The organism is Microtetraspora sp. NBRC 13810 (genome assembly GCF_030268685.1).
Classification (GTDB): domain Bacteria; phylum Actinomycetota; class Actinomycetes; order Streptosporangiales; family Streptosporangiaceae; genus BSRQ01.
Window position 1 is genome coordinate 162,598 of record NZ_BSRQ01000003.1, and the last position, 21,380, is coordinate 183,977.

Sequence of the window (21,380 nt, forward strand, 5' to 3'; positions counted from 1 at the left end):
CACCGGCGGGGGCGGAGGGCGTTGTCGGCGTGGCGAGGGTGGAGGGGGTTCCCTGGGGGGCGGGGGCGGAGGGCGTTCTCGGTGTGCCGAGGGCGGTGAGGAGGGCGTGGTCGAGTGGTTCCTCGCCCGACGCCTCGTCGCCGGCGCGCGGCGGGCCCTCTCCCGCCTGGATCCGGCGGTTCCCCGAGCACAACGTGGTGCCCAGCGCCACGCCGGTGTCCACTTCGGAGGAGACCGCTCCGCGCGACTCGCCGGCGAAGACGAGGTACCGCGTGCCGACCGCGAAGCCGTACCCGCACGACGCCTCGTCCGCGTCGGTCACCACCTCGAACTCGGCGTTCGCCTCCCCCTTGTAGACGTGGTCGGCGCGGAGCGTGTGGACGACGGGCGGCCTGGGTCCGAGAGGGTCGCCGGACAGCGGGCGCGCGGAGACGACGGTGCCGGTGAAGACGGCCGCCGCCCTCCGCACCTGTTCCTCCGGCCCGGCCGTGGCGCACGAGCACGCGCAGGCGGCGGCGCCGGGCACGATCGCGAAGGCGCCTGCGAGAAGCAGGACGAGGAGTAAGCGGGCTGTCATGCCTCTCGGAACGCGGGCGAGCGCGGGACGGTTCAGCGGGAGCCCGGGTGGCGGTTCAGAGCGGGCGGGCGTGGGACGGTTCGGCGGGCGCACGACGGTTCAGCGGGGGTGGGACGGTTCGCGCGGGCGGGGCGGTTCGAGCGGGGCCGGGCGGTTCGGCCAGGGGGCGGTTCCCACGCGGGGGTGGGGGTGGGGGGAGGGGGGATCGCGGTGGTCATAGATTGGAGACGGAGAGTGACCTGTCCCCCCGGGCAGGCCGAGGTCGCCGCGCGGGTGGCGGCATCTCCTGGCGCCGGCGCCGCAGATCCGAGGCTCCGAAGGGGGACGATCGATGACGAAGCACACGACCCGGCTGAGACGGCTGATCGACGATCCGAAGATCCTGGTGGTGCCGGGCGCCTACGACGGGTTGGGGGCACGGCTGGTCCAGGCGCTCGGCTTCCAGGCGATCTACCTGAGCGGATTCCAGACCTCGGCCAGTGTGCTCGGCCAGCCGGATGTCGGCTACCTCACGCTGACCCAGATGGCGGCGCGCGTCTCCGCCCTGGCGGAGGTGGCCGACCTGCCGCTGATCGCGGACGGGGACACCGGGTACGGCAACCCGCTCAACGTCCGGCGGGCGGTCCGCGAGTACGAGAAGGCGGGCGCGGCGGCGATGCACATCGAGGACCAGACCTTCCCCAAGCGGTGCGGGCACATGACCGGGCGGCATGTGGTGCCGGGGGAGGAGATGGTGCAGAAGATCAAGGCGGCGGTGGACGCCCGGCAGGACGCCGACTTCGTGATCATCGCCAGGACGGACGCGCGGACGACGAGGGGCCTGGCGGAGGCGCTCGAACGCGGCGCGGCCTACCACGAGGCCGGGGCCGACATGCTGTTCATCGAGTCGCCCGAGACCGAGGAGGAGATGCGGCGCAGCTGCGCGGCCTTCCAGGGCGTCGTGCCGGTGCTCTGCAACCAGATCGAGGGCGGCCGCACGCCCATGCCGGGCGTCCGCGTGCTGGAGGAGATGGGGTACGCGCTGGCGCTCTTCTCGCTCGGCACGGCGTTCGCCGCGGCCAGGGGCATCCGGGACTACCTCGAAGTGCTCGCCAGCGAGGGTGACACCCGCGGGGCACTCCAGGACATGGTCATGTTCGACGAGTTCAACAAGCTGATCGGCCTGGACGAGCACGCCGAGCTGGAAAGGCGCTACCAGACGCCCTGACCCGTGCGGGCCGCGCCACGAGACCGCCACGGGCCACCGGTCCCACGCGATCGCGATAGATGGACGTCCTCCGTCGGCGCCACCGGCTCCCAGGCCGGTCAGGGCCAACGTATTGCACCGATCATTCCAAAACCTGTACGGTACGGGGCATGGCACGACCGAGAGGGTTCGACGAGGATCGGGCGATCGACGCGGCGATGCGGGCGTTCTGGACCGCGGGCTACGAGGCGACCTCGACGCAGGACCTGTGCGAGGCGACGGGGCTCGGGCGGAGCAGCATCTACAACACCTTCAAGAGCAAGCACGACCTGTTCGAGAAGGCCCTGGACCGCTACACCGAGGAGCGGAACGCCGCGATCGCGGAGGTCCTGGACGGCCCGCTGCCGATCCGGGAGAAGATCCGCACCCTGCTGTGGCAGAGCGTCGAGCCACACGCCGGCGACCCGCTCGGCTGCCTGGTGGTCAACTCCATGATCGAGCTGGCCCCGCACGACCCGGAGATCGCCGAACGGCTCCGCCGCGACCGCGACTGGCGGACGGAGGCGCTGCGCGCGGCCCTGGACGCCGGCAGGCGGGCCGGCGAGATCGGCGCGGACAAGGATCCCCGCACCCTCGCCGACTTCTTCGTCGCCGCGGTCAGCGGCATGCGGGTCGCGGCCCGGGGCGGCGCCGGCCGTCCCACCCTGGAGTCGATCGCGGCCACCGCCCTCACCGTCCTCTGACCGGCGGGCGACACCCGCCCTCCTTCGCCATGCCCGCATTATGAACTGATCCATCCAAAACTGGGAGGCAACCCCGATGCCACTGGCCGTCTACATCCTGGGCCTGGCGATCTTCGCCCAGGGGACGTCCGAGCTCATGCTCGCCGGACTGCTCCCCGAGATCGCCGCAGACCTGGGCGTCTCCATCCCCAGCGCGGGGCTGCTGATCTCGGCCTTCGCCCTGGGCATGCTGGTGGGCGCGCCGGTGCTCGCCGCGCTCACGCTGCGCCGGTCCCGCCGTACGACCCTGCTGACCTTTCTCGCCGTCTTCGTGCTGGCGCACGTCGCCGGGGCGCTGACCCCGGACTACTGGCATCTTTTCGCCACCCGGGTCGTCGGCGCCTTCGTGTACGCGGGGTTCTGGGCGGTGGCCACGGTGACCACGATGACCCTCGTCCCGCGGAACCGGCGCGGCAGGGCGATGGCGATCGTCACCGGCGGGCTCACCGTGGCCACCCTCGCCGGGCTGCCCGCGGGCACGGTCATCGGCCAGCATCTCGGCTGGCGGGCGGCCTTCTGGGTGGTGGCGGCGATGTCCGCGCTGGTGATGATCGGCGTGCTGGCCACCGTCCCCGGCGGACGCCCCGACCCGCGGACCGCCCCCCGGGTACGCGACGAACTGCGCGCCATGGTCAGCCCCGGCCTGTGGCTCTCGTACGGCACGACCGCCCTGGCCACCGGCGGCCTGCTCGTCACGTTCAGCTACCTCGCCCCGATGCTGACCGAGACGACCGGCCTCGCGGCGTCCTGGGTCCCCGCGGTGCTGGCGCTGTACGGGGTCGGCGCGCTCATCGGCATCACCGCCGGCGGGCGGATGTCGGACGCGCGGCCGTTCGGCACGCTCTACATCGGGCTCGCGGGGCTCGTCGTCACGTCCGCGGCGCTGGCCCTGGCCGCAGGCGCCCCCACGCCCGCCGTCGTACTGATCTTCCTCCTCGGCATGTTCGGCTTCGCGGTCAACCCCGCGCTGAACACCCGCGTGTTCAGTTTCGCGGACGGCGCCCCCACGCTCGCCACCGCGACCAACACCTCCGCCTTCAACGTGGGCATCACGGCAGGCCCGTGGCTCGGCGGCCTGGCCGTGGACGCCGGAGCCGGGTATCCGGCCCTCGCCTGGATCGGCGCCGGACTGGGCGCGCTCGCGCTCGGCACGGTGGCGCTGGCCGCCGCCCTGCACCGCCCCCGCCGGCACCCGCGGGCCGCCGAGACCCCGCTCCAGCCGGCCGGAAGCGGAGCGGCACACCCCACCCCTTGACCACTTCCCCGACATGGTCACCGCGAAGGCCGGAAATCACCATCCGTATTCAGCTGAACACGTAACGCAATGTACCTTTGTTCCCATGACCGATGCGATGCGCGGCACCCGGCGCGGGGACGTCCTCCTCGCGCTGTGCCTGGCCGTGCTCGGGATCGTCGTGCTGCTGCACGTGGCGTTGTCCGTCGTCGCCCCCGCCCACGCGGCCCACGCCGGGCACCTCCCGCACGCGGGCCAGGGGATCGCCGTCGAGACGGCCGCCGGTCACGGCGGCCTGGGAGCGTACGGGGAACACGGGCCGTGCCCGCAGCGTCCCGGCCATGACGATCACACCCTGTGCGGCGCCGCCGCCGGGGTCACCCTCACCGGAGAGCGCACCCTGCTCGCCGCGGGGCCCACCTGCTGCGAGTGGACCGGCGCGCAGACCGGGGCCGTGTCCCCGGCCCCCGTCCGGCGTTCCTCGCAGCCCGCCCGCCTGCCGCGAGGCACGGCGGTGCTGCTGCTCAAGTCCGTTTCCCGTACATAGCCGCCCCGCGGGCGTCGCGCGGCAGGCGGCTCGGCATCCGGCGTGGCCGGTGTGAGCCCGTGTCCCCGCGCGCCCAGATGCGCCTCGGCCACATCGCGTCCACGGGAAACGGATCATGATAAACACGTTCCAGCCATCGCAGAGCGCCATCGCTCCGCTGGCCCAGCTCATCACCGGCACGACCTGTCACACGCCGGAGCACGTCGTCGGCAACACGCCCGTTCTGTGGGTCCCGGAGATCTCCACCGGTGAGGGGCGGGGGTTCTGGGCCAAACTGGAGGGGGCCAACCCCGGGGGGATCAAGGACAGGCCCGCGCTGTACATCGTCGAGCGGGCGCGCGAGCGCGGCGACCTGCTGCCCGGCGCGCCCATCGTGGAGTCCACCAGCGGCACCTTCGGCCTGGGCCTGGCGCTGGCCGGCATCGTGCACGGGCATCCGGTCACACTGGTCGGCGACCCCGGCATGGAGCCCCTCATCCGCCGGCTGCTGTCGGCCTACGGCGCCCGGGTGGACCTGGTCGCCGAACCGCACCCGGCGGGCGGCTGGCAGCAGGCCCGCCGGGACCGCGTCCGGCGGCTGCTGCGCGAACAGCCCGGCGGCTACTGCCCGGACCAGTACACCAACCCGGACAACGTCGCCGCGTACGCCGGGCTGGCCACCGAGCTCGCCGGGCAGCTCGGCCGTATCGACGTCCTGGTGTGCAGCGTGGGCACCGGCGGTCACAGCGCCGGCGTCTACCGGGCGCTGCGCCGCTTCTACCCCGAGTTGCGGCTCGTCGGCGTCGACACCGTCGGCTCCACGATCTTCGGCCAGCCCGCCCGCCCCCGGCTCATGCGCGGCCTGGGCAGCAGCATCTATCCGCGCAACGTCGCCTACGACGCCTTCAGCGAGGTCCACTGGGTCGCCCCGGCCGAGGCGGTGTGGGCCTGCCGCCGCCTGGCCGGCCTGCGCTACGCCACGGGCGGCTGGAGCGTCGGCGCCGTCGCCCTGGTCGCCTCCTGGCTCGCCCGCACCCAGCCCAGCCACACCCGGATCGCCGCGGTCTTCCCCGACGGCCCGCACCGCTACTTCGACACCGTCTTCAACGACGACTACTGCGCCGCGCACGACCTGCTGACCGGACCGCCCGCCACCGAACCCGACGAGATAGCCCATCCCGCGGAACGCGAGCCCACCCGCTGGACCCGCTGCACCACCGTCCCGATCCCGGCCACGGCCCTCCGAAACGCCCCCGCCGACACCCCCGACGGCCCGCTCGGCGGCCCGTCCGATGATCCGTCCGGCGGTCCGCTCGGTGGTTCGCTCGGCGGCCCGCTCGGTGGCGAGGGGGTGCCGCGGTGAAGGGCACCCTGGCGCTGGCGCGGTCCTTCGACCGCACGGTCAAGCTGCTCCTGGTCAACCAGCTCACCATCAACACCGGTTTCTACATGCTGATGCCCTACCTGGCGGGCCACCTGTCCGGCTCGCTGGCCATGCCGGCGGCGCTGGTCGGCCTGGTCCTGGGCGTCCGCCATCTCAGTCAGCAGGGCATGTTCCTGGTCGGCGGGACCCTCGCCGACCGGCTCGGCTGCAAGCCGCTGATCATCGCCGGGTGCGCCCTGCGCACGGTCGCGTTCCTGCTGCTGGCGGTGGCCGAGTCACTGCCCGCGCTGGTGGTGGCCTCGGTGCTGACCGGGTTCGCCGGGGCGCTGTTCAACCCGGCCGTGCGCGCCTACCTGGCCCTCGCGGCCGGGGAGCGCAAGGTGGAGGCGTTCGCCGCGTTCAACGCGTTCTACCAGCTCGGCATCCTGGCCGGGCCGCTGATCGGCCTGCTGCTCAACGCCGTGGCCTTCCGGCTCGTCTGCCTCGTGGCCGGGCTGGTGTTCGCCGTGCTGACCCTCGCGCAGATCCGGTCGCTGCCCGCGCGGCCGACACCGGCGGCCCCGGAGGGTGGGAGCGTGCTGCGCGACTGGCGGGAGGTGCTGACGAACCGGCCCTTCCTGCTGTTCTCACTGGCCATGATCGGCTCCTACGTGCTGAACTTCCAGGTCTACCTCGCCCTGCCGCTGGAGATCCGCCGGGTCACCGGGGACGAGCTGGGCGTCACCCTGGTGTTCGCGCTCACCGCCGTGCTCACCATCGCCGGGCAGGCCCGCGCGACGGCGTGGGCGAGCCGCCGGCTGCGGCCGGCGCAGGCCATCGCCTGGGGGGTGGCGCTGATGGGCGCGGCCTTCCTGCCGCCCGCCCTGGCCTCCGCGACCGGCGCGGCGGGCGCGCCCCTCGGCGGCCTGGCGCACGCCGTCGCGCTCGTCCCGGTCCTGTGCACGGCGGCGCTGCTCGGCCTGGCCACGATGGTCGTCTACCCGTTCGAGATGGCGACCGTCGTCACCTTCGCCGGGCCGCGCCTGGTCGCCACCTACTACGGGCTCTACAGCACGCTGTCCGGCATCGGCATCGCCGCGGGCAACCTCCTGACCGGCTGGCTGCTGGATCTCGGCTCGGCGTCGGGCGTACCGGCGCTGCCGTGGGCCGTGCTGGCGCTGATCGGGGCCGGCTGCGCCGCGGCCGTCGCCGTACTGGACCGGTCGGGGCGGCTGGCGGCGGCGCCGCGGGCCGCGGCGGCCGGTACGCCGGGGTGACGTCCCGCCCCGGCGGGTGACGCGCGGCGGAGGGCCGGCCCGGAGGACGGGCCGGCCCCGTGGGGTCAGGGATAGCTGACGATGGTGCTCGTGCCGTAGGAGCCGACGACCGGGGTGCCGGCGTCGTTGATGGTGCGCTCGATGCCGCCGCTGCCGTCGAGGAAGACGGTGACCATGTTGTGGAAGCGGACCCCCGGCGTCTTCGGGACCTCGATCCCGCGGTCCGCCCGGATGTCCACGTTCTGGTTGAAGTAGGAGTAGACGCCCAGGCCCCACGCCTCGTGGGCGCGCACCCCGCGGCTCACCTTGTACGACGCCCAGCCCTTGCCGGTCGGGCTGGTCCACGCCTGCTGGCTCGGCGGGTCGTACGGCAGCTCGCTCTGGTAGAAGATCGTCCGGCCGTTCTCGCCGTTCCAGATCGTCTGGTACTTCTGGTAGTGCTCGACGAACAGGCCGTACGCGGTCACGTCGTCACCGTTGATCACGACGCCGGTGTCACCGGTGTTCTGCGACCAGCCGATCCCGTTGCCGTGGTCGCCGCGCCAGGCCCAGATGTTGTCGATGATCGTGTCGTCGCTGTTGACGACGAGGCTGGTCTCCGCCCGGCCGACCCACGGGCCGCCGATCCGGAAGAAGACGTCCTGGAGCGAGATCGGGTTCCTGGAGTGGTCGCGGCGGCTGTGCCGGTCGCCCACCTCCACCAGCGTCTCCGACTCGCGCCGCCCGGCGTCCACCAGCACGCCGGCGATCCTGACCCCGTCGACGTCGTCCACCCGCAGCGCCGCGTCGCCGGTGCCGGGCGCCAGGCTCGGCATGCCGAGGCCGAGCACCACGGTGTCCCTGTTCTTCACCCGCAGGGCGCGGTCGAGGTGGTAGACACCCGGGGTGAGCAGGAGGTGCTTGCCGCGGGAGAGCTGCTGGTTGATCTTCGCCGCGCTGTCGGACGGCTTCGCGACGAAGAAGTCCCTGATCGGCAGCGAGTGGCCCTGCGGACGCTGCCCGCCGGCCCAGGTGGTGCCGGAGGTGTCGCGCCGCAGGCCGGGGACGAAGACCCGGTAGCCTCCCGAGCCGTCGATGTAGAGGAAGGGCTTCTCCCTGGTGACCGGGCTGGTGGGCAGGGTCGTGTAGGGCGGGTTCGGGAAGCCCTGCTCGGGGGCCCCCACCACGCCGGAGAACACCTGGTTCCAGACGCCGTTGGTCCAGGCGTCGCCGAGTTCGCTGTCCCGGGTGAGCCACTGCTGCTGCGACCCGTTGATGGTGACCCCGTCGATCTTGGAGTCGGCGATGTATCCGCCGCTGGAGTACCCGGCGTTCCCTGGCTCCAGCCAGAGGGTGCCGCGGATGTGCACCCGCCGCATCGGGGAGGCCTGGGACACCGCCCACTGGTTCGACCAGTCGGTCGGCGTGACGGACAGGTTCTCCGCCGAGCGCCAGAAGTTGGTGAGCGCGGAGATGCCGGCCGCGGAGTCCGGGTCGGACTGGCCGACGACCCGTACGGCGCCGCGGATGTCGACGTCGTCCGGCGACATGCCGAGCCCGGCGACGGAGGTGTAGTAGCCGAGCCTGGCGTTGACGTCGTACTGGCCCGGTTTGAAGAGCACGGCGTACCGGTTCGTGCCCATCTCGTTCTCTTCCTGCTGTGCGAAGAGCTGGTCGAACTTGGCCTGGATCTCGGCGGCGGGGGTCTCGGGGTCGTACACGAAGACGTTGGGGCCGAAGTCCGGCTCCCCGCCGTGGTCGGCGGCGGCGGGGACCGCCGCGGACATGAGGCTGGTGGCGGCGAGCGCCGCCGAGGCGCCCACGGCGAGGAGACGGGATAAGACGCCGCGGCGGGCGCGAGGGCGGTGGTCGGGGGTCGTTCTCATGGACCTGCCTATCGGGACCGGAGGGCATGACGTCACAACGTAACGAGAGAGCGCTCTCTCGTTACACCGCGTTCACGTCAGGCCGATGCGAAGGGGTTGGTTATTTCTATCCGGTCAACGGGCTTCGCGCTATGGGTGATCTCTCCCCCGTCCGCATCAGGACGGTGGAAACCGGGTCAGTCCAGGCGGCGCAGCCCGCTCCGGTGCCGGCGGGCCAGGTCGAGATAGGTGGCGACGGCGTAGTCGATCCACTTGGCCTGCGCGCGGCCCGCGTCGAGCCGCAGCCTGGCCGGCACCCCGACGGCCAGCGCGCCCGCGGGCACGATCATGCCCTCCTTGACCAGGGCCCCGGCGGCCACGACGGCGTCCGGCTCGACCCGGGCGCGGTTCAGCACGATGGAGCCGGAGCCGATCAGGGCGTGACCCTCCACCACGCACCCCTCCAGGTGCGCGCGGTGCCCCACCACGCAGTCGTCGCCGATGAAGGTCGGCCACTCCTTGGTGGTGTGCAGCACCGTGCCGTCCTGGATCGAGGTGCGCTCCCCCACCCGGATGACGCCGTGGTCGCCGCGCAGCACCGCGCCCGGCCACACCGAGGCGCCCGCGCCCAGGTCCACCGCGCCGATCACCACCGCCTCGGGATGGACGTAGGCGTCCGGATGGATCTGCGGAGTCAGGTCGTCGAGGGCGTAGACAGGCATGTGTCACTTCCCCAAGTCGGCGGCGATCTCCCGGACGGCGACCCTCCCGATCTTACCGGTGGCCGTCCCGGGCACTCCGTCCAGCCTCAGCACCGCGCGCGCTCGAAGGCAGGCGTCTCGAAGGACGCCGTCCGCGAGATGGGCGCAGGCGTTGGACGACTCCCCGGACATGACCGTCCCGTCCGCGGGCGGGCGCGCGGAGATGAACCTCTACGTCTGGAAAGTGTTCCGTCAATGACTTGTAGCATGGGAGCAGTCTTCGGGACGTCCGATCGAGGGGAGACCCGGCCCGCCATGCCCGCAGCAGCCCGTGAGCCCGCGGCGGCCGAGCCTTCCTACTCCCGGCGCCATCAGGCCGGCACCGGCAGCGCCAGGTCCCTCCTGCTCACCGTGTTCGGCGAGTACGTGCTGCCGCACGCCGAGCCGGCCTGGACCTCCACGCTGCTGCACGTGCTCGGCGGGCTGGGCGTGGAGGAGAAGTCCGCCCGCCAGGCGCTGGCGAGGATGGCCGCGGACGGCTGGGTGGTCGCCGAGCGCGCCGGGCGCCGGGTGCGCTGGGGCCTGACCGAACAAGGCCGGCGGCTGCTGACCAAGGGCGCCGAGCGGATCTACTCCTTCGGCCGGGACCCGATCGTCTGGGACGGCCGGTGGCTGGTGCTGATCGTGACCGTGCCGGAGACCAGGCGCGAGCTGCGTCACCAGTTGCGCACCCGGTTGACCTGGGCCGGGTTCGGCAGCCCCGTGCCGGGCGTCTGGGTCAGCCCGCACGCCTCCTACGAAGCCGAGGCCAGGCGGATCGCCGAGGAGCTCGGCCTCGCGGCGGCGGCGTTCTCCTTCAGCGGCCCGTACGCGGGCATCGGGTCCGAGCGCACGATGGTCGATCAGGCGTGGCCGCTGGACGACCTGGCCGCCGGCTACGAGGTCTTCATCCGGGAGTTCGCCGGGGCGCGGCCCGAGCCCGGCGACCCGACGCTCCTCGCGCAGGTCCGCCTGGTGCACGAGTGGCGGCGGTTCCCGACGATGGACCCTCAGCTCCCGCCGGAGCTGCTGCCGCCCGACTGGGCGGGCGCGCGTGCCGCCGTCGTCTTCCACGGGCTGCACCGGGCCTGGCTGAGTCCCGCCCGGCGGCAGTGGGCCAGGCTCTCCGCCGCCGGGACGTGACCCTCCCACAGTTGACAATTCTCGATAGTTACATGATGAATGCGTAGCATGTCCGCGTCTGTGGAGAGGAGCCTTCCCTGAACGAGACCCTGAGGCTGGAGGAGGGAAGCGACCGGCTGCTGGTCCGGCTGGACCGCCCGCACGTGCGCAACGCGATCGACGCCGCCACCGTGGCCGAGCTGCACGAGGTCTGCGCCGACCTGGAGCGCCGCCCGCGGGTGCTCGTGCTGACCGGCTCGGACGGCGTGTTCGCGGCCGGCGCCGACATCCGCGAGCTGCGCGAGCGGCGCAGGGACGACGCGCTGGCCGGCATCAACAGCGGCCTGTTCGACCGGATCGCCCGGCTGCCGATGCCCACGATCGCCGCGGTGGACGGCCCCGCCCTCGGCGGCGGCGCGGAGCTCGCCTACGCCTGCGACTTCCGGCTGGCCACCCCGCGGGCGCGGTTCGGCAACCCGGAGACCGGCCTCGGCATCATGGCCGCGGCCGGGGCCACCTGGCGGCTGCGCGAGCTGGTCGGCGAGCCGCTGGCCAAGGAGATCCTGCTGGCCGGCCGGGTGCTGTCCGCCGAGGAGGCGCACGCGGTCCGGCTGGTCAACGAGCTGGTCCCGGCGGAGGAGCTGCTCGACGCCGCCGACCGGTGGGCCGGCCGGATCCTGAAGAACGCCCCGCTGGCGCTGCGCCTGACCAAGCTGGCCCTCGCCGCCCCGCCGGGCGCGCACCCCCAGTTCGACAACATCGCCCAGGCCGTACTGTTCGAGACCGAGGAGAAGCACGAGCGCATGACCGCCTTCCTGGAGCGTCGCCGATGACGCCCGAACTCACCGGAGTGCTCGGCGGCGGCCGGATGGGCGTGGGCATCGCGCACGCCTTCCTGCTGGCCGGCGGCACCGTACGTCTCGCCGAGGTGGACGCGGGCACGGCCGAGGCGGCCCGCGCCAGGGTGGCCAGGGCCGTCGAGGCGAGCGCCGAGCGCGGCAAGCTCGGCGCGCCCGTGCCGGACGTGCTCGCCCGGCTGGAGGCGACCGTCGGCCCGGACTCCCTGGCCGGCTGCGACCTGGTGATCGAGGCGGTCCCCGAGGACCCCGCCCTCAAGGCGCGCGTCCTCGGCGCCCTGTCCGCCGCCCTGTCCCCGGACGCGACGATCGCCACGAACACCAGCAGCCTGTCCGTGGGCGAGCTGGCCAACGCGATCGACCGTCCGGAGCGCTTCCTCGGTCTGCACTTCTTCAACCCGGTCCCGGCGAGCGCGCTGGTGGAGATCGTGACCGGGGAGCGTACCGCGCCCGGCCTGGCGGACCGCGCCGGCGACTGGGTGCGCGCCCTGGGCAAGACGCCCATCGTCGTACGCGACTCCCCCGGCTTCGCCAGCAGCCGTCTCGGCGTCGCCCTCGGCCTGGAGGCGATCCGGATGGTGGCGGAGGGCGTGGCCTCGCCCGAGGACATCGACGCCGCCATGACGCTCGGCTACAAGCACCCGGTCGGCCCGTTGCGGCTGACCGACCTCGTCGGCCTCGACGTGCGGCTCGGCATCGCCGAATACCTCGCCTCGACGCTCGGCGAGCGTTTCGCCCCGCCCGCCCTGCTGCGCGAGAAGGTCGCCAGGGGCGAGCTGGGCCGCAAGAGCGGCCGGGGCTTCTACTCCTGGGACGACACCCCGTGACCCGGCGTTGCGGGCGGCTCAGAGCAGCCCGCCGGCGGTGCCCAGGGAAGCGCCGGTGACCCTGGACGGGAGCGCCGAGGCCGCGCCGGTCCTGGCGTCCCCGATCTTCGGGTCGGCCCAGTCCAGCATCTCCGCCATGCCGGTCGCGCGCGCCGGGCCCTCCTCCGCCCACGGGCCGCGGGCCGCCGGGAAGTCGTCGTGGCCGGCGTAGTGGCCGCGGTCCTCCGCGGGACGCCAGTACGCCGGATGATCCGGGTAAGCCGGGTAGCCCGCGTAGCCCCGGCCGGTGCCCGCGGCGGTCGCCTGGCTCACCGCGCCGGTGGGGGCGGCCGTGTCACGGGGGCGGGGCACGATCTGCACGACAACCGTCTGCCGGGCCTGACCGTTGACGTTGTGGGCGCGGTTCTGGCCGACGTTGCTGCGGTTCAGCGCGCGGGTGAGGGCGCGGGTGAGCGACCGGTTCCAGCTCCGGCCGCGGTGCCGGTCCCAGCCTCCGCGTCGCGCGCCGTGGTGCTTGTCCTTCGTCAGCGTGGGGCTCGACACACCGGCATGCGCGGCACCGGTCACGGCGCTCAGGCCGACGACGCCGCCCGCGAGAACGGCACTGACGGCGAGCGTGCTCACGGCCTTTCTGAGGTCAGGCATCACGTATCCCCCTTACGAAATGCTTTGGCTGTTCGGGAAAGGTCATCCCACTTGTCTTGTTCTCCCAGCTTGATGTACGACAAACGCACATCGTCTGCTTTTGACCTCAAGTTACGATCTTGTCGCATGATTCGACACGGTATTTCGTGAATTTCCCCCCGACGCGAGCGCCCCGACCTTACCCGCCACCACCCGGCCACCCGGCCCGCACCCCCACGCCGTCAACCCATCCGCCCGCCTTTTCGAGATATGTCCAGATTCACTCGCCCGTAAGTCATTACCAGCGCCAATTCCGCTAACCCACCCACATATCGACATCAGACCTCAACCGTACCCATCAACCAATTACCCACCCCTTTCGCGAAACCCTGCAAACCACCCAAGCCACCCGATAGCACCTGATCAGCGGCACTCCCCTGGACGGCGGCACGGCATCCCGGCGCCGCCCGCCCCGGACGCGCGCCCGCGAGCGCTCCGGACCTTCCGCCGGGAGCGGAAGTCGCGAGCACCGTTCGGTGAAGTGAACGCCGATCGTTGCCCTCTATCGGCCTCGGGCCGCACCCGGCACGTCAAGCGGAAGCCAAAATTGGTCATGTCCGCCTATAGTTTTGGTCGAATATCCGTCTTTGACGTTTTTAGCAGCCCTTGCAGTGACTCTAGGCAAATAGTGTCTTGAACTATTGGACTCTGCCGTGACGGCGGGGACCGGCCGGCCGTGAGCAGGGACAGGGAGGGATAGGGTGTCGCCGCTTCCACGTCCGCACTCGATCCGGGCCCGGTTCACCATCGCCGCGGCCGCCCTGTCACTCGTCGCCATGGCGACCCTCGGGGCCAGTTTCGACGTGGCGATCCGGTACCGGGTCCAGTCCGACGCCTACAACCAGGCGGAGCGGGTCGCCAGCCAGTGGAGCGCGGCGGTGCGCAACGGGTTCGTGCCGCAGACGATCCCCACCTACGGCCGGGTGGACCTGGTCCAGTTGGTGGACGCCAAGGGGCAGGTGGTCGACGCCAGCAGGATGGCCTCGCGGACCCGGCCGATCAGCCTGCTGCGCCCGCCCGCCGACGACCGGTTCCAGAAGCTCACCGAATGCGCCGCGGGCCACTGCGTCGTGCTCATGGCCATCCGGATCTCTCCCTCGGCGGACTCCCCCGTCGTCTACGCCGGCCTCGCGGAGCCGTCCCTGCTGGCCACGAACGCCCTGGAGTACTCGATCGCGATCATCCTGCTGCTCGTCGTCGCCCTCGCGGTGTGGACCACCTGGTCGGTGGTCGGCCGTACGCTGCGGCCGGTGGCGGCGATCCGGGCGCGGATGGCGGAGATCACGGTGAGCGACCTGAGCCTGCGGGTGCCCGTGCCGCCCGGCGGGGACGAGATCGCGCTGCTGGCCGGCACCGCCAACCAGACGCTGGCCCGGCTGGAGTCTGCGGTGGAACAGCAGCGGCAGTTCGCCTCCACCGCCTCGCACGAGCTGCGCACCCCGCTCGCCGGGCTGCGCACGCAACTGGAGGAGGCGCTGTACTACCCGGGCGAGGTCGATCCGCACGACACGATCCGCTCGTCGCTGTCGGTCACCGACCGGCTGGAGGCGATCGTCAACGACCTGCTCGCGCTGGCCAGGCTGCGCGCCGCCGACCCGGCCCCGCCGGAGGCGATCGACCTCGGCGCCCTGGTGAGCGACGAGATCGCCTACCGCGAGCTGCGGGTGGCCACGTCCGTGCGCGCCATGCCGGACGTGAAGATCCTCGGCTCCCGGATGCAGCTGATCCGGGTCCTGGACAACCTGCTGACGAACGCGCAGCGGCACGCTGACAAGCACGTCGTCGTGCACGTGTACGCGGCGGAGGACGACGCCGTGGTCGAGGTGATCGACGACGGCGTGGGCATCGCGCCCGCCGACCGCGAGCGCGTCTTCGAGCGGTTCATCCGGCTGGACGACGGCCGCCGCCGCGACCCGGGCGGCAGCGGTCTCGGCCTCGCCATCTCCCGGGACATCGCCCAGGCCCACCAGGGCACGCTGCGGGTGGAGGACTCAGCACAGGGCGCCCGATTCGTCCTGCGACTGCCGTCGCTCTCCGCCCAGGCGTGCCGCGAGGCCCAGCCCAGGACCGGCGGCGGGCCGGGGGACGGCCCGGGGGACGGGCCGCCCACCGGTCCAGGCGGCAAGGAGGATTCCTGATGCGCATCGAAAGGTTCGACCACCTGGTCCTGACCGTCGCCGACGTCGAGGCGACGATCGGCTTCTACAGCCGCGTGCTCGGCATGCGGCCGGTCACCTTCGACGAGGGCCGCCGCGCCCTGCTCTTCGGCCGATCGAAGATCAATCTGCACCAGGCGGGGCGCGAGTTCGAGCCCAAGGCGGCTCATCCGGTGCCGGGAAGCGTGGACGTGTGCCTGATCAGCGCCGACCCGCTGGTGCAGGTGATCGCGGAGCTGGTGCGGCACGGTGTGCCGATCGAGGAGGGACCGGTCCGGCGTACGGGCGCCCTCGGCCCGATCGACAGCGTCTACCTGCGCGACCCCGACCGCAACCTGATCGAGATCTCCGCCTACCCGGGACACCCGCAGGAGCCCCTGTAGGTCGCGCGGAGAAGCCCCTGAAGGTCCCGGTAGGTCACGCGGAGGAGCCCCTGAAGGTCCCCGCAGGTCACGCGGAGGAACCCCCGAGGGCAAAGGCTTCCCATGCGCAGGGCAATGAGGCCGGGCCGGGAGGCCGTGGCACGGCACCATGGGCTGGTCGTGCCGTACGGATGCCGGAGGTGCAGCAGTGACCGGACGCCAGCAGCCCCGCCGCGCCCTGCCGTGCGGCGATTTCCATGGATTCCCAGTAGGGAATATTGACTTTGGGTCGCGGCGTGCTTAACGTCATGACCATGAGTCAAGGGATGTACTTGACCCGGCGCGCGCATGTCGACCTCTGCCATGTCGCCAGCGCCCAGTGTCGCCGCCCTTCGTAGCTCGAGCACCGCGGTCCGCCGGCCGGGCCGCCGCCGCACGCCTTCAGCCACCTAAGGGCCACATATGTCTCCTCCACCGTCCCGGCGAGCCTTATCCGGGCTCGCAGCCGTCCTCCTGCTGTCGATCGCCGCGCTCACCTCGTGCGCCACCGCCGGCGAACAAGCCTCGGGGCCCGCTCTCGCGCTCGACGCGCCGCTGCCGGCCGAGGTCCCCCCGGGCACCCGGCTCAGGGTGGGCGATCCCCAGACCCAGGTCGCCCTCCGGCTGTCCGGCGAGATCGACAAGTTCTCCTTCGACGTCGAATGGGCCAACCTCTCCGGCGGCCCGCAGACCACGGAGGCGTTCCGCGCCGACGCGCTGGACGTCGGCGCCGTCGCCGAGATCCCGGCGATCCACGCCACCTGGACCGGCCTGCCCGTGAAGATCGTCGCCTCCAGGTTCAAGCAGGACCCCCTCAACCATCCCACCTACGAACTCGGCATCGCCCCCGGCGCCGACGTCACCACCCTGGCCGGCCTGCGCGGCAAGAAGATCGCTTACAGCCCCGGCCAGGCGCAGGGCGCGCTCGTGCTGCGCATCCTGCGCAAGGCCGGGCTGACCAGTGAGGACGTGACGTTCGTCGAGCTGCCGAGCACCGGCGACGTCTACGTCAACGCGCTGGCGAGCAAGCAGGTGGACGCGGCCCCGCTCGGCGGCGTCAACATCAAGCGCTACGTCACCAAGTACGGCGCGGACGGCGCCACCACCATCCGGCACGGCATCCGCGACGACCCCGCCCACCTCTACGTCCGGACCGAGACGCTCAAGGACCCGGCCAAGGCCGCGGCCATCCGCGAGTACGTCCGGGCGTGGGCGCGCGCCGCGGTGTGGATCGACGAGCACCCGCAAGAGTGGATCGAGGGCTACTACGTCAAGGACCAGGGCCTGACCGCCGCCGACGGCGACTACCTCGTCAAGCTGGCCGGATCCCCGGAGATCCCGGCGAACTGGGACGACGTCATCGCCCGGCACCAGGAGACGGTCGGGCTCCTCGCCGCCGAGACAGGCAACCCGGTGCTGGACGCCCGGGACCTCTACGACCTGCGGTTCGCGTCCGTGGCGGCCGACGCGCTGAAGGAGGGCGCCTGACATGGACACCCAGACCACCGACGCCCCGGCCGCCGTCCCTCCCCGCACGACGCCGCCCCGCCCGGTCCTGAGAACCGTCCGCGCCCGCCGCCGCCTCGGGCCGGGCAGGCGCATCAGGTTCGGCTTCCTGCTCGGCCCGCTGCTCCTGCTGACCGCCTGGACGCTGGGCTCGGCGGCGGGGCTGCTGGACGGCAGGTTCCTGCCCGCGCCGTGGACGATCCTGGGCACCGCCGGCGACCTGATCGCCAGCGGGCGGCTGCAGGAGCACCTGCTCTCCTCGCTGCGACGGGCCGGGCTCGGGCTCGGGCTCGGCATCGCGCTCGGCACCGTCCTCGCGCTCGTGTCCGGGCTCAGCCGCTGGGGGGAGGCCGTCGTCGACGGGCCGGTCCAGATCAAGCGGGCGATCCCGGCGCTGGCGCTGATGCCGCTGCTGATCCTGTGGCTCGGCATCGGCGAGGTGATGAAGGTCACCACGATCACGCTGGGCGTCCTCGTGCCCATCTACATCCACACGCACAACGGCCTGCGCGGCATCGACAACCGCTACGCGGAGCTGGCCGAGACGCTCGGGCTCACCCACCGGACGTTCGTCCGCAGGGTCGTGCTGCCCGGCGCGCTGCCGGGATTCCTGGTCGGCATGCGCTTCGCGGTCACCTCCGCCTGGCTGTTCCTGGCCGTCGTCGAGCAGATCAACTCGACCAGCGGCATCGGCTACATGATGGAGCTGGCGCGTACCTACGGGCAGACCGACGTCATCCTCGTCGGCCTCGTCATCTACGGGCTGCTCGGCCTGTTCTCCGATGGCCTGGTCCGTTACGTGCAGAGGAGGGCGCTGGCATGGCGGCGCACCCTGGAGGACTGAGCACGGCGGCGCCCGCCGTACGGATCGGCGGCCTGACCCGCGCGTACGGCGAGCGGACCGTGCTGGACGCGCTGGACCTGGAGATCGCGCCGGGCGAGTTCGTCGCGCTGCTCGGGCAGAGCGGATCGGGCAAGAGCACCCTGCTGCGCGCCCTGGCCGGCCTGGACTACGAGGTGGCGGGCACGGGATCCGTCGAGGTTCCCGGCAAGGTCTCGGTCGTCTTCCAGGACTCGCGGCTGCTGCCCTGGGGGCGGGTGCTGGACAACGTCGTGCTCGGCCTGGAAGGAGCGGATGCCGCCGCGCGCGGCCGGGACGCCCTGGCCGAGGTGGGCCTCGCCGGGCGGGAGCGCGCCTGGCCGAGCGAGCTGTCCGGCGGCGAGCAGCAGCGCGTGGCGCTGGCCCGCTCGCTGGTCCGCGACCCGGAACTGCTGCTCGCCGACGAGCCGTTCGGCGCGCTGGACGCCCTGACCAGGATCCGCATGCACGCGCTGCTGCGCCGGTTGTGCGACCGGCACCGGCCCGCGGTGCTGCTGGTCACGCACGACGTCGACGAGGCGATCGTGCTCGCCGACCGGGTGCTCGTCCTGGACGAGGGGCGCGTGGCGGCCGAGCGGACCATCGATCTCGAATCCCCGCGGAACTCCGCCGACCCACGGTTCGCCGAGGTCCGCGCCCATCTGCTGGGCGCCCTCGGCGTGACCGGAGAACGGGACCTGGATTGACCCCCTCACCGCGCCTGCTCAATCTGAACCTGTTCATCTACCCGGGCGGCCACCACGAGGCGGCCTGGCGCTACCGCGACTCCGAACCGCACCGGGTGCTGGACATCACCTACTACCAGGAGCTCGCCCGCCGCGCGGAGGCGGCGACGTTCGACGCGATCTTCCTGGCGGACGGGCCGTCGCTGCCGGACAACGTCCGGTACGCCAGCAGGTTCCGGCTGGAACCGTTCACCTGGCTGTCCGGCCTCGCCGCCGCCACCCGGCGGATCGGGCTGATCGGCACCGCCTCCACGACGTACTTCGAGCCCTACAACCTGGCCCGGCTGTTCGCCTCGCTGGACCATCTCAGCGGCGGGCGGGCCGGCTGGAACATCGTGACCACCGGGGCGCCGCAGGCGGCGCAGAACTTCGGGCTGGAGGCGCACCCGGTGCACGCCGACCGGTACGCGCGGGCCCGCGAGTTCGTGGACGTGGTGACCAAGCTGTGGGACAGCTGGGAAGACGAGGCGCTGCTGATCGACCGGGAGTCCGGCGTCTTCGCCGACACCGGGCGGATCCATCCCATCCACCACGACGGCGAGCGGCTGCGGGTGCGCGGCCCGCTCAACACCCCGCGCAGTCCGCAGGGCCGCCCGGTCTACGTGCAGGCGGGGTCGTCGCAGGACGGCAGGTCCTTCGCCGCGAGGTACGCCGAGGCGATCTTCACGGCGCACCAGACCGTACGCAACGCCAGGGAGTTCTACACCGACGTCAAGGAGCGGGCGAAGGCGGAGGGCCGCGATCCCGGCCAGGTGAAGGTGCTGCCGGGGATCAGCCCGTTCATCGGCGCCACCGAGGCCGAGGCGCTGCGGCTGCGGGAGGAGTTCGACGAGCTCACCCAGCCCGAGTACTCGCTGGGGCAGTTGCGCGGCCTGCTGGGCGTGGACCTGTCCGGCCACGATCTCGACGGCCCGGTCCCGCGCGAGCTGATCCCGGCCGGCGGGGAGCGGCACGAGAGCAGCCGGTTCCAGGTGGTGCTGGACATCATCGACCGGGAGCGGCCGACGATCCGCGGCCTGCTGCACCGGCTCGCCGGGGCCCGCGGCCACTGGGTGACGGCGGGGACGCCGGAGCAGATCGCCGACCGGATCACCGAATGGTTCACCACCGGCGCGGCCGACGGGTTCAACGTCATGCCGCCCTACCTGACGGGCGGGTTCGACCTGTTCGCCGAGCACGTCGTGCCCATCCTGCGCAGGCGCGGCCTGTTCCGCTCGGAGTACACCGGCACGACCCTGCGCGACCACTACGGCCTGCCCCGCCCCGCCAGCCAGTACGGTCCCCCTCCCCCGGCACCGGCCCGCATCCAGGATCCGATCCTCGAAAGGACGCCCACACCATGACCCGTGCGCTGACGTCACCTCTCCGCCTGGGGCCGCCCCGGCATCGGCTGAGGTCCACCGCCGTGGTGGCGACCGCCGTGCTGACCGCCGTCACCACGACGGGCACGGCGGTGGAACCCGCCTCGCGGGCCGCGCACACCGCGGTGCACGTGGCGGTGGACGTGGCGGTGGAGTGGTTCGACACGACGGCGGCGACGATCGCCGCGGCGGGGGCGCCGACACAGGTCACCAACAGCCGGACGTGGGCGATCGGCTGGCTGGCCGCCGCCCGCGCCCTGCGCGCCGGCGGTGACCGGCCGGCCGGCGCGCCGCGCGCCGCGGGCGGGCGCGGCGCCTACGCGGACGCCGCGCTCGCCTCGGCCGTGCACACGACACTGACCGGACTGGTACCCGCCCGCCGGGCCGAGCTGGACGCCGCCCTCGCGACCACGCTGGCGCGGATCCCGGACGGCGCGGACCGGGACCGGGGCGTGGCGGCCGGGGCGAGGGAGGCCAGGTCGCTGCTCGCGCAGCGGTCCGGCGACGGGCTCGACCCCGCGTCGGTCAACCGGCCCTACACGCCGCCTCCGCCGCTGCCGGGCGTCTGGCGGCCGACGCCGCCGGACCACCTGGCGGGCACACAGTCCGGGAACCGTCTCGCCAGGCCGTTCGTCCTGGACCGGGCGGACCGGTTCCGCCCGGAGCCGCCGCCCGCGCTGGGCTCGGCCCGCTACCGCGAGGACCTCGCGGAGGTGCGCGCGTACGGCGCGGCCGACAGCACCGTGCGCACCCAGGCGCAGACGGACACCGCGCAGTTCTGGCTCGGCTCGTCCTACGCCATCTACGTGCCGGGGCTGCGCGCGGCGCTCGTCCAGTCCCGCCGGCCGCCGGCGGAGCGGGCCGCGCTGGTCGCGCTCTTCCACGTGGCGTCGGTGGACACCCAGATCGCCACGTCGGACGCGAAGTACGCCTACACGCGCTGGCGTCCGGTCACCGCGATCCGGGCCGAGGACGACGGCGACCCGGCCACCGCGCCGGACCCGGACTGGACGCCGCTGCACGTCACGCCGCCGCATCCGGACTACCCCAGCGGCCACGCGACCTACGCGGGCGCCGCCGAGGAGGTGTTCACCACGCTGGCCGGCGGGCCGCGCCCCCGCGAGCCGTACACGCTGACCAGCCCGACCGCGCCCGGCGTCACCCGGACCTACACCACGTGGCGGCGGCCCTCCCAGGAGAACGTGGACGCCCGTGTCTGGTCCGGCATCCACACCCGGACCGCCGACACGGCGGGCGTCCGGCTGGGCCGCCAGGTCGCCGCGCACGTGCTGCGCAACGCCGGCCGCCTGCTGTGACCGCGCCGGCCGCCGC

General features: G+C 72.9%; 20 protein-coding genes. 16 read left to right on the forward strand and 4 right to left on the reverse strand.

Features of this window, described 5'->3' with window-relative positions:
• Positions 1 to 577: hypothetical protein (locus QSK26_RS07900; protein ID WP_285774334.1), on the reverse strand; the 577-nt coding region annotated here is incomplete at its 3' end.
• Positions 578 to 908: 331 nt separating this feature from the next.
• Between QSK26_RS07900 and QSK26_RS07905 the strand changes: the two genes are divergently transcribed.
• From QSK26_RS07905 to QSK26_RS07930, 6 genes are all read left to right on the forward strand, one after another.
• Positions 909 to 1,784, forward strand: coding sequence for an isocitrate lyase/PEP mutase family protein (locus QSK26_RS07905; RefSeq protein WP_285774335.1), 876 nt, complete (start codon positions 909 to 911; stop codon positions 1,782 to 1,784).
• 149 nt (positions 1,785 to 1,933) lie between these two features.
• Complete coding sequence (locus tag QSK26_RS07910) at positions 1,934 to 2,506, forward strand: TetR/AcrR family transcriptional regulator (RefSeq protein ID WP_285774336.1); 573 nt, start codon at positions 1,934 to 1,936, stop codon at positions 2,504 to 2,506.
• A 76-nt stretch (positions 2,507 to 2,582) separates the two neighbouring features.
• A complete protein-coding gene (locus QSK26_RS07915; protein ID WP_285774337.1) occupies positions 2,583 to 3,800 on the forward strand; it encodes a Cmx/CmrA family chloramphenicol efflux MFS transporter in 1,218 nt (405 codons plus the stop codon).
• 85 nt (positions 3,801 to 3,885) lie between these two features.
• On the forward strand, positions 3,886 to 4,326 hold the full coding sequence (locus QSK26_RS07920; protein ID WP_285774338.1) for a hypothetical protein: 441 nt from the start codon (positions 3,886 to 3,888) through the stop codon (positions 4,324 to 4,326).
• A gap of 115 nt (positions 4,327 to 4,441) precedes the next feature.
• Positions 4,442 to 5,668, forward strand: a complete 1,227-nt coding sequence (locus tag QSK26_RS07925) for a PLP-dependent cysteine synthase family protein (RefSeq protein ID WP_285774339.1) — start codon at positions 4,442 to 4,444, stop codon at positions 5,666 to 5,668.
• Complete coding sequence (locus QSK26_RS07930; RefSeq protein ID WP_285774340.1) at positions 5,665 to 6,945, forward strand: MFS transporter; 1,281 nt, start codon at positions 5,665 to 5,667, stop codon at positions 6,943 to 6,945. The genes QSK26_RS07925 and QSK26_RS07930 overlap by 4 nt, the downstream gene beginning before the upstream one ends.
• A gap of 65 nt (positions 6,946 to 7,010) precedes the next feature.
• On the opposite strand, the gene QSK26_RS07935 is transcribed toward QSK26_RS07930, so the two are convergent.
• Both QSK26_RS07935 and QSK26_RS07940 read right to left on the reverse strand, forming a co-directional pair.
• A complete protein-coding gene (locus QSK26_RS07935) occupies positions 7,011 to 8,810 on the reverse strand; it encodes a pectate lyase-like domain-containing protein (protein WP_285774341.1) in 1,800 nt (599 codons plus the stop codon).
• 176 nt (positions 8,811 to 8,986) lie between these two features.
• Positions 8,987 to 9,511: a gamma carbonic anhydrase family protein gene (locus QSK26_RS07940; RefSeq protein WP_285774342.1), complete on the reverse strand. Its 525-nt coding sequence runs from the start codon at positions 9,509 to 9,511 to the stop codon at positions 8,987 to 8,989.
• Positions 9,512 to 9,805: 294 nt separating this feature from the next.
• Here QSK26_RS07940 and QSK26_RS07945 point away from each other — a divergent pair, with 294 nt between their 5' ends.
• From QSK26_RS07945 to QSK26_RS07955, 3 genes are all read left to right on the forward strand, one after another.
• A complete protein-coding gene (locus QSK26_RS07945) occupies positions 9,806 to 10,672 on the forward strand; it encodes a PaaX family transcriptional regulator (protein ID WP_285774343.1) in 867 nt (288 codons plus the stop codon).
• 128 nt (positions 10,673 to 10,800) lie between these two features.
• Positions 10,801 to 11,484: an enoyl-CoA hydratase/isomerase family protein gene (locus tag QSK26_RS07950; protein ID WP_352244302.1), complete on the forward strand. Its 684-nt coding sequence runs from the start codon at positions 10,801 to 10,803 to the stop codon at positions 11,482 to 11,484.
• Positions 11,481 to 12,335: a 3-hydroxyacyl-CoA dehydrogenase family protein gene (locus QSK26_RS07955; RefSeq protein WP_285774344.1), complete on the forward strand. Its 855-nt coding sequence runs from the start codon at positions 11,481 to 11,483 to the stop codon at positions 12,333 to 12,335. Before QSK26_RS07950 ends, QSK26_RS07955 begins: the two co-directional genes overlap by 4 nt.
• 18 nt (positions 12,336 to 12,353) lie before the next feature.
• Here QSK26_RS07955 and QSK26_RS07960 read toward each other — a convergent pair whose 3' ends face one another.
• Positions 12,354 to 12,980, reverse strand: a complete 627-nt coding sequence (locus QSK26_RS07960) for a hypothetical protein (RefSeq protein WP_285774345.1) — start codon at positions 12,978 to 12,980, stop codon at positions 12,354 to 12,356.
• Positions 12,981 to 13,720: 740 nt separating this feature from the next.
• Here QSK26_RS07960 and QSK26_RS07965 point away from each other — a divergent pair.
• From QSK26_RS07965 to QSK26_RS07995, 7 genes are all read left to right on the forward strand, one after another.
• Complete coding sequence (locus tag QSK26_RS07965) at positions 13,721 to 15,157, forward strand: sensor histidine kinase (RefSeq protein ID WP_285774346.1); 1,437 nt, start codon at positions 13,721 to 13,723, stop codon at positions 15,155 to 15,157.
• Entirely contained in the window at positions 15,157 to 15,558 is a 402-nt protein-coding gene (locus tag QSK26_RS07970; protein WP_285774347.1) for a VOC family protein, read from the forward strand. The genes QSK26_RS07965 and QSK26_RS07970 overlap by 1 nt, the downstream gene beginning before the upstream one ends.
• Before the next feature lie 441 nt (positions 15,559 to 15,999).
• Positions 16,000 to 17,064, forward strand: a complete 1,065-nt coding sequence (locus QSK26_RS07975; protein ID WP_285774348.1) for an ABC transporter substrate-binding protein — start codon at positions 16,000 to 16,002, stop codon at positions 17,062 to 17,064.
• Between the two features lies 1 nt (position 17,065).
• A complete protein-coding gene (locus QSK26_RS07980; RefSeq protein ID WP_285774349.1) occupies positions 17,066 to 17,926 on the forward strand; it encodes an ABC transporter permease in 861 nt (286 codons plus the stop codon).
• Entirely contained in the window at positions 17,902 to 18,648 is a 747-nt protein-coding gene (locus QSK26_RS07985; protein ID WP_285774350.1) for an ABC transporter ATP-binding protein, read from the forward strand. Before QSK26_RS07980 ends, QSK26_RS07985 begins: the two co-directional genes overlap by 25 nt.
• Positions 18,645 to 20,030, forward strand: coding sequence for an LLM class flavin-dependent oxidoreductase (locus QSK26_RS07990; protein WP_285774351.1), 1,386 nt, complete (start codon positions 18,645 to 18,647; stop codon positions 20,028 to 20,030). Before QSK26_RS07985 ends, QSK26_RS07990 begins: the two co-directional genes overlap by 4 nt.
• The gene (locus QSK26_RS07995) at positions 20,027 to 21,364 is read left to right on the forward strand and encodes a vanadium-dependent haloperoxidase (RefSeq protein WP_285774352.1); all 1,338 of its coding nucleotides are present in this window, start codon (positions 20,027 to 20,029) and stop codon (positions 21,362 to 21,364) included. The genes QSK26_RS07990 and QSK26_RS07995 overlap by 4 nt, the downstream gene beginning before the upstream one ends.
• Positions 21,365 to 21,380: the final 16 nt, after the last annotated feature.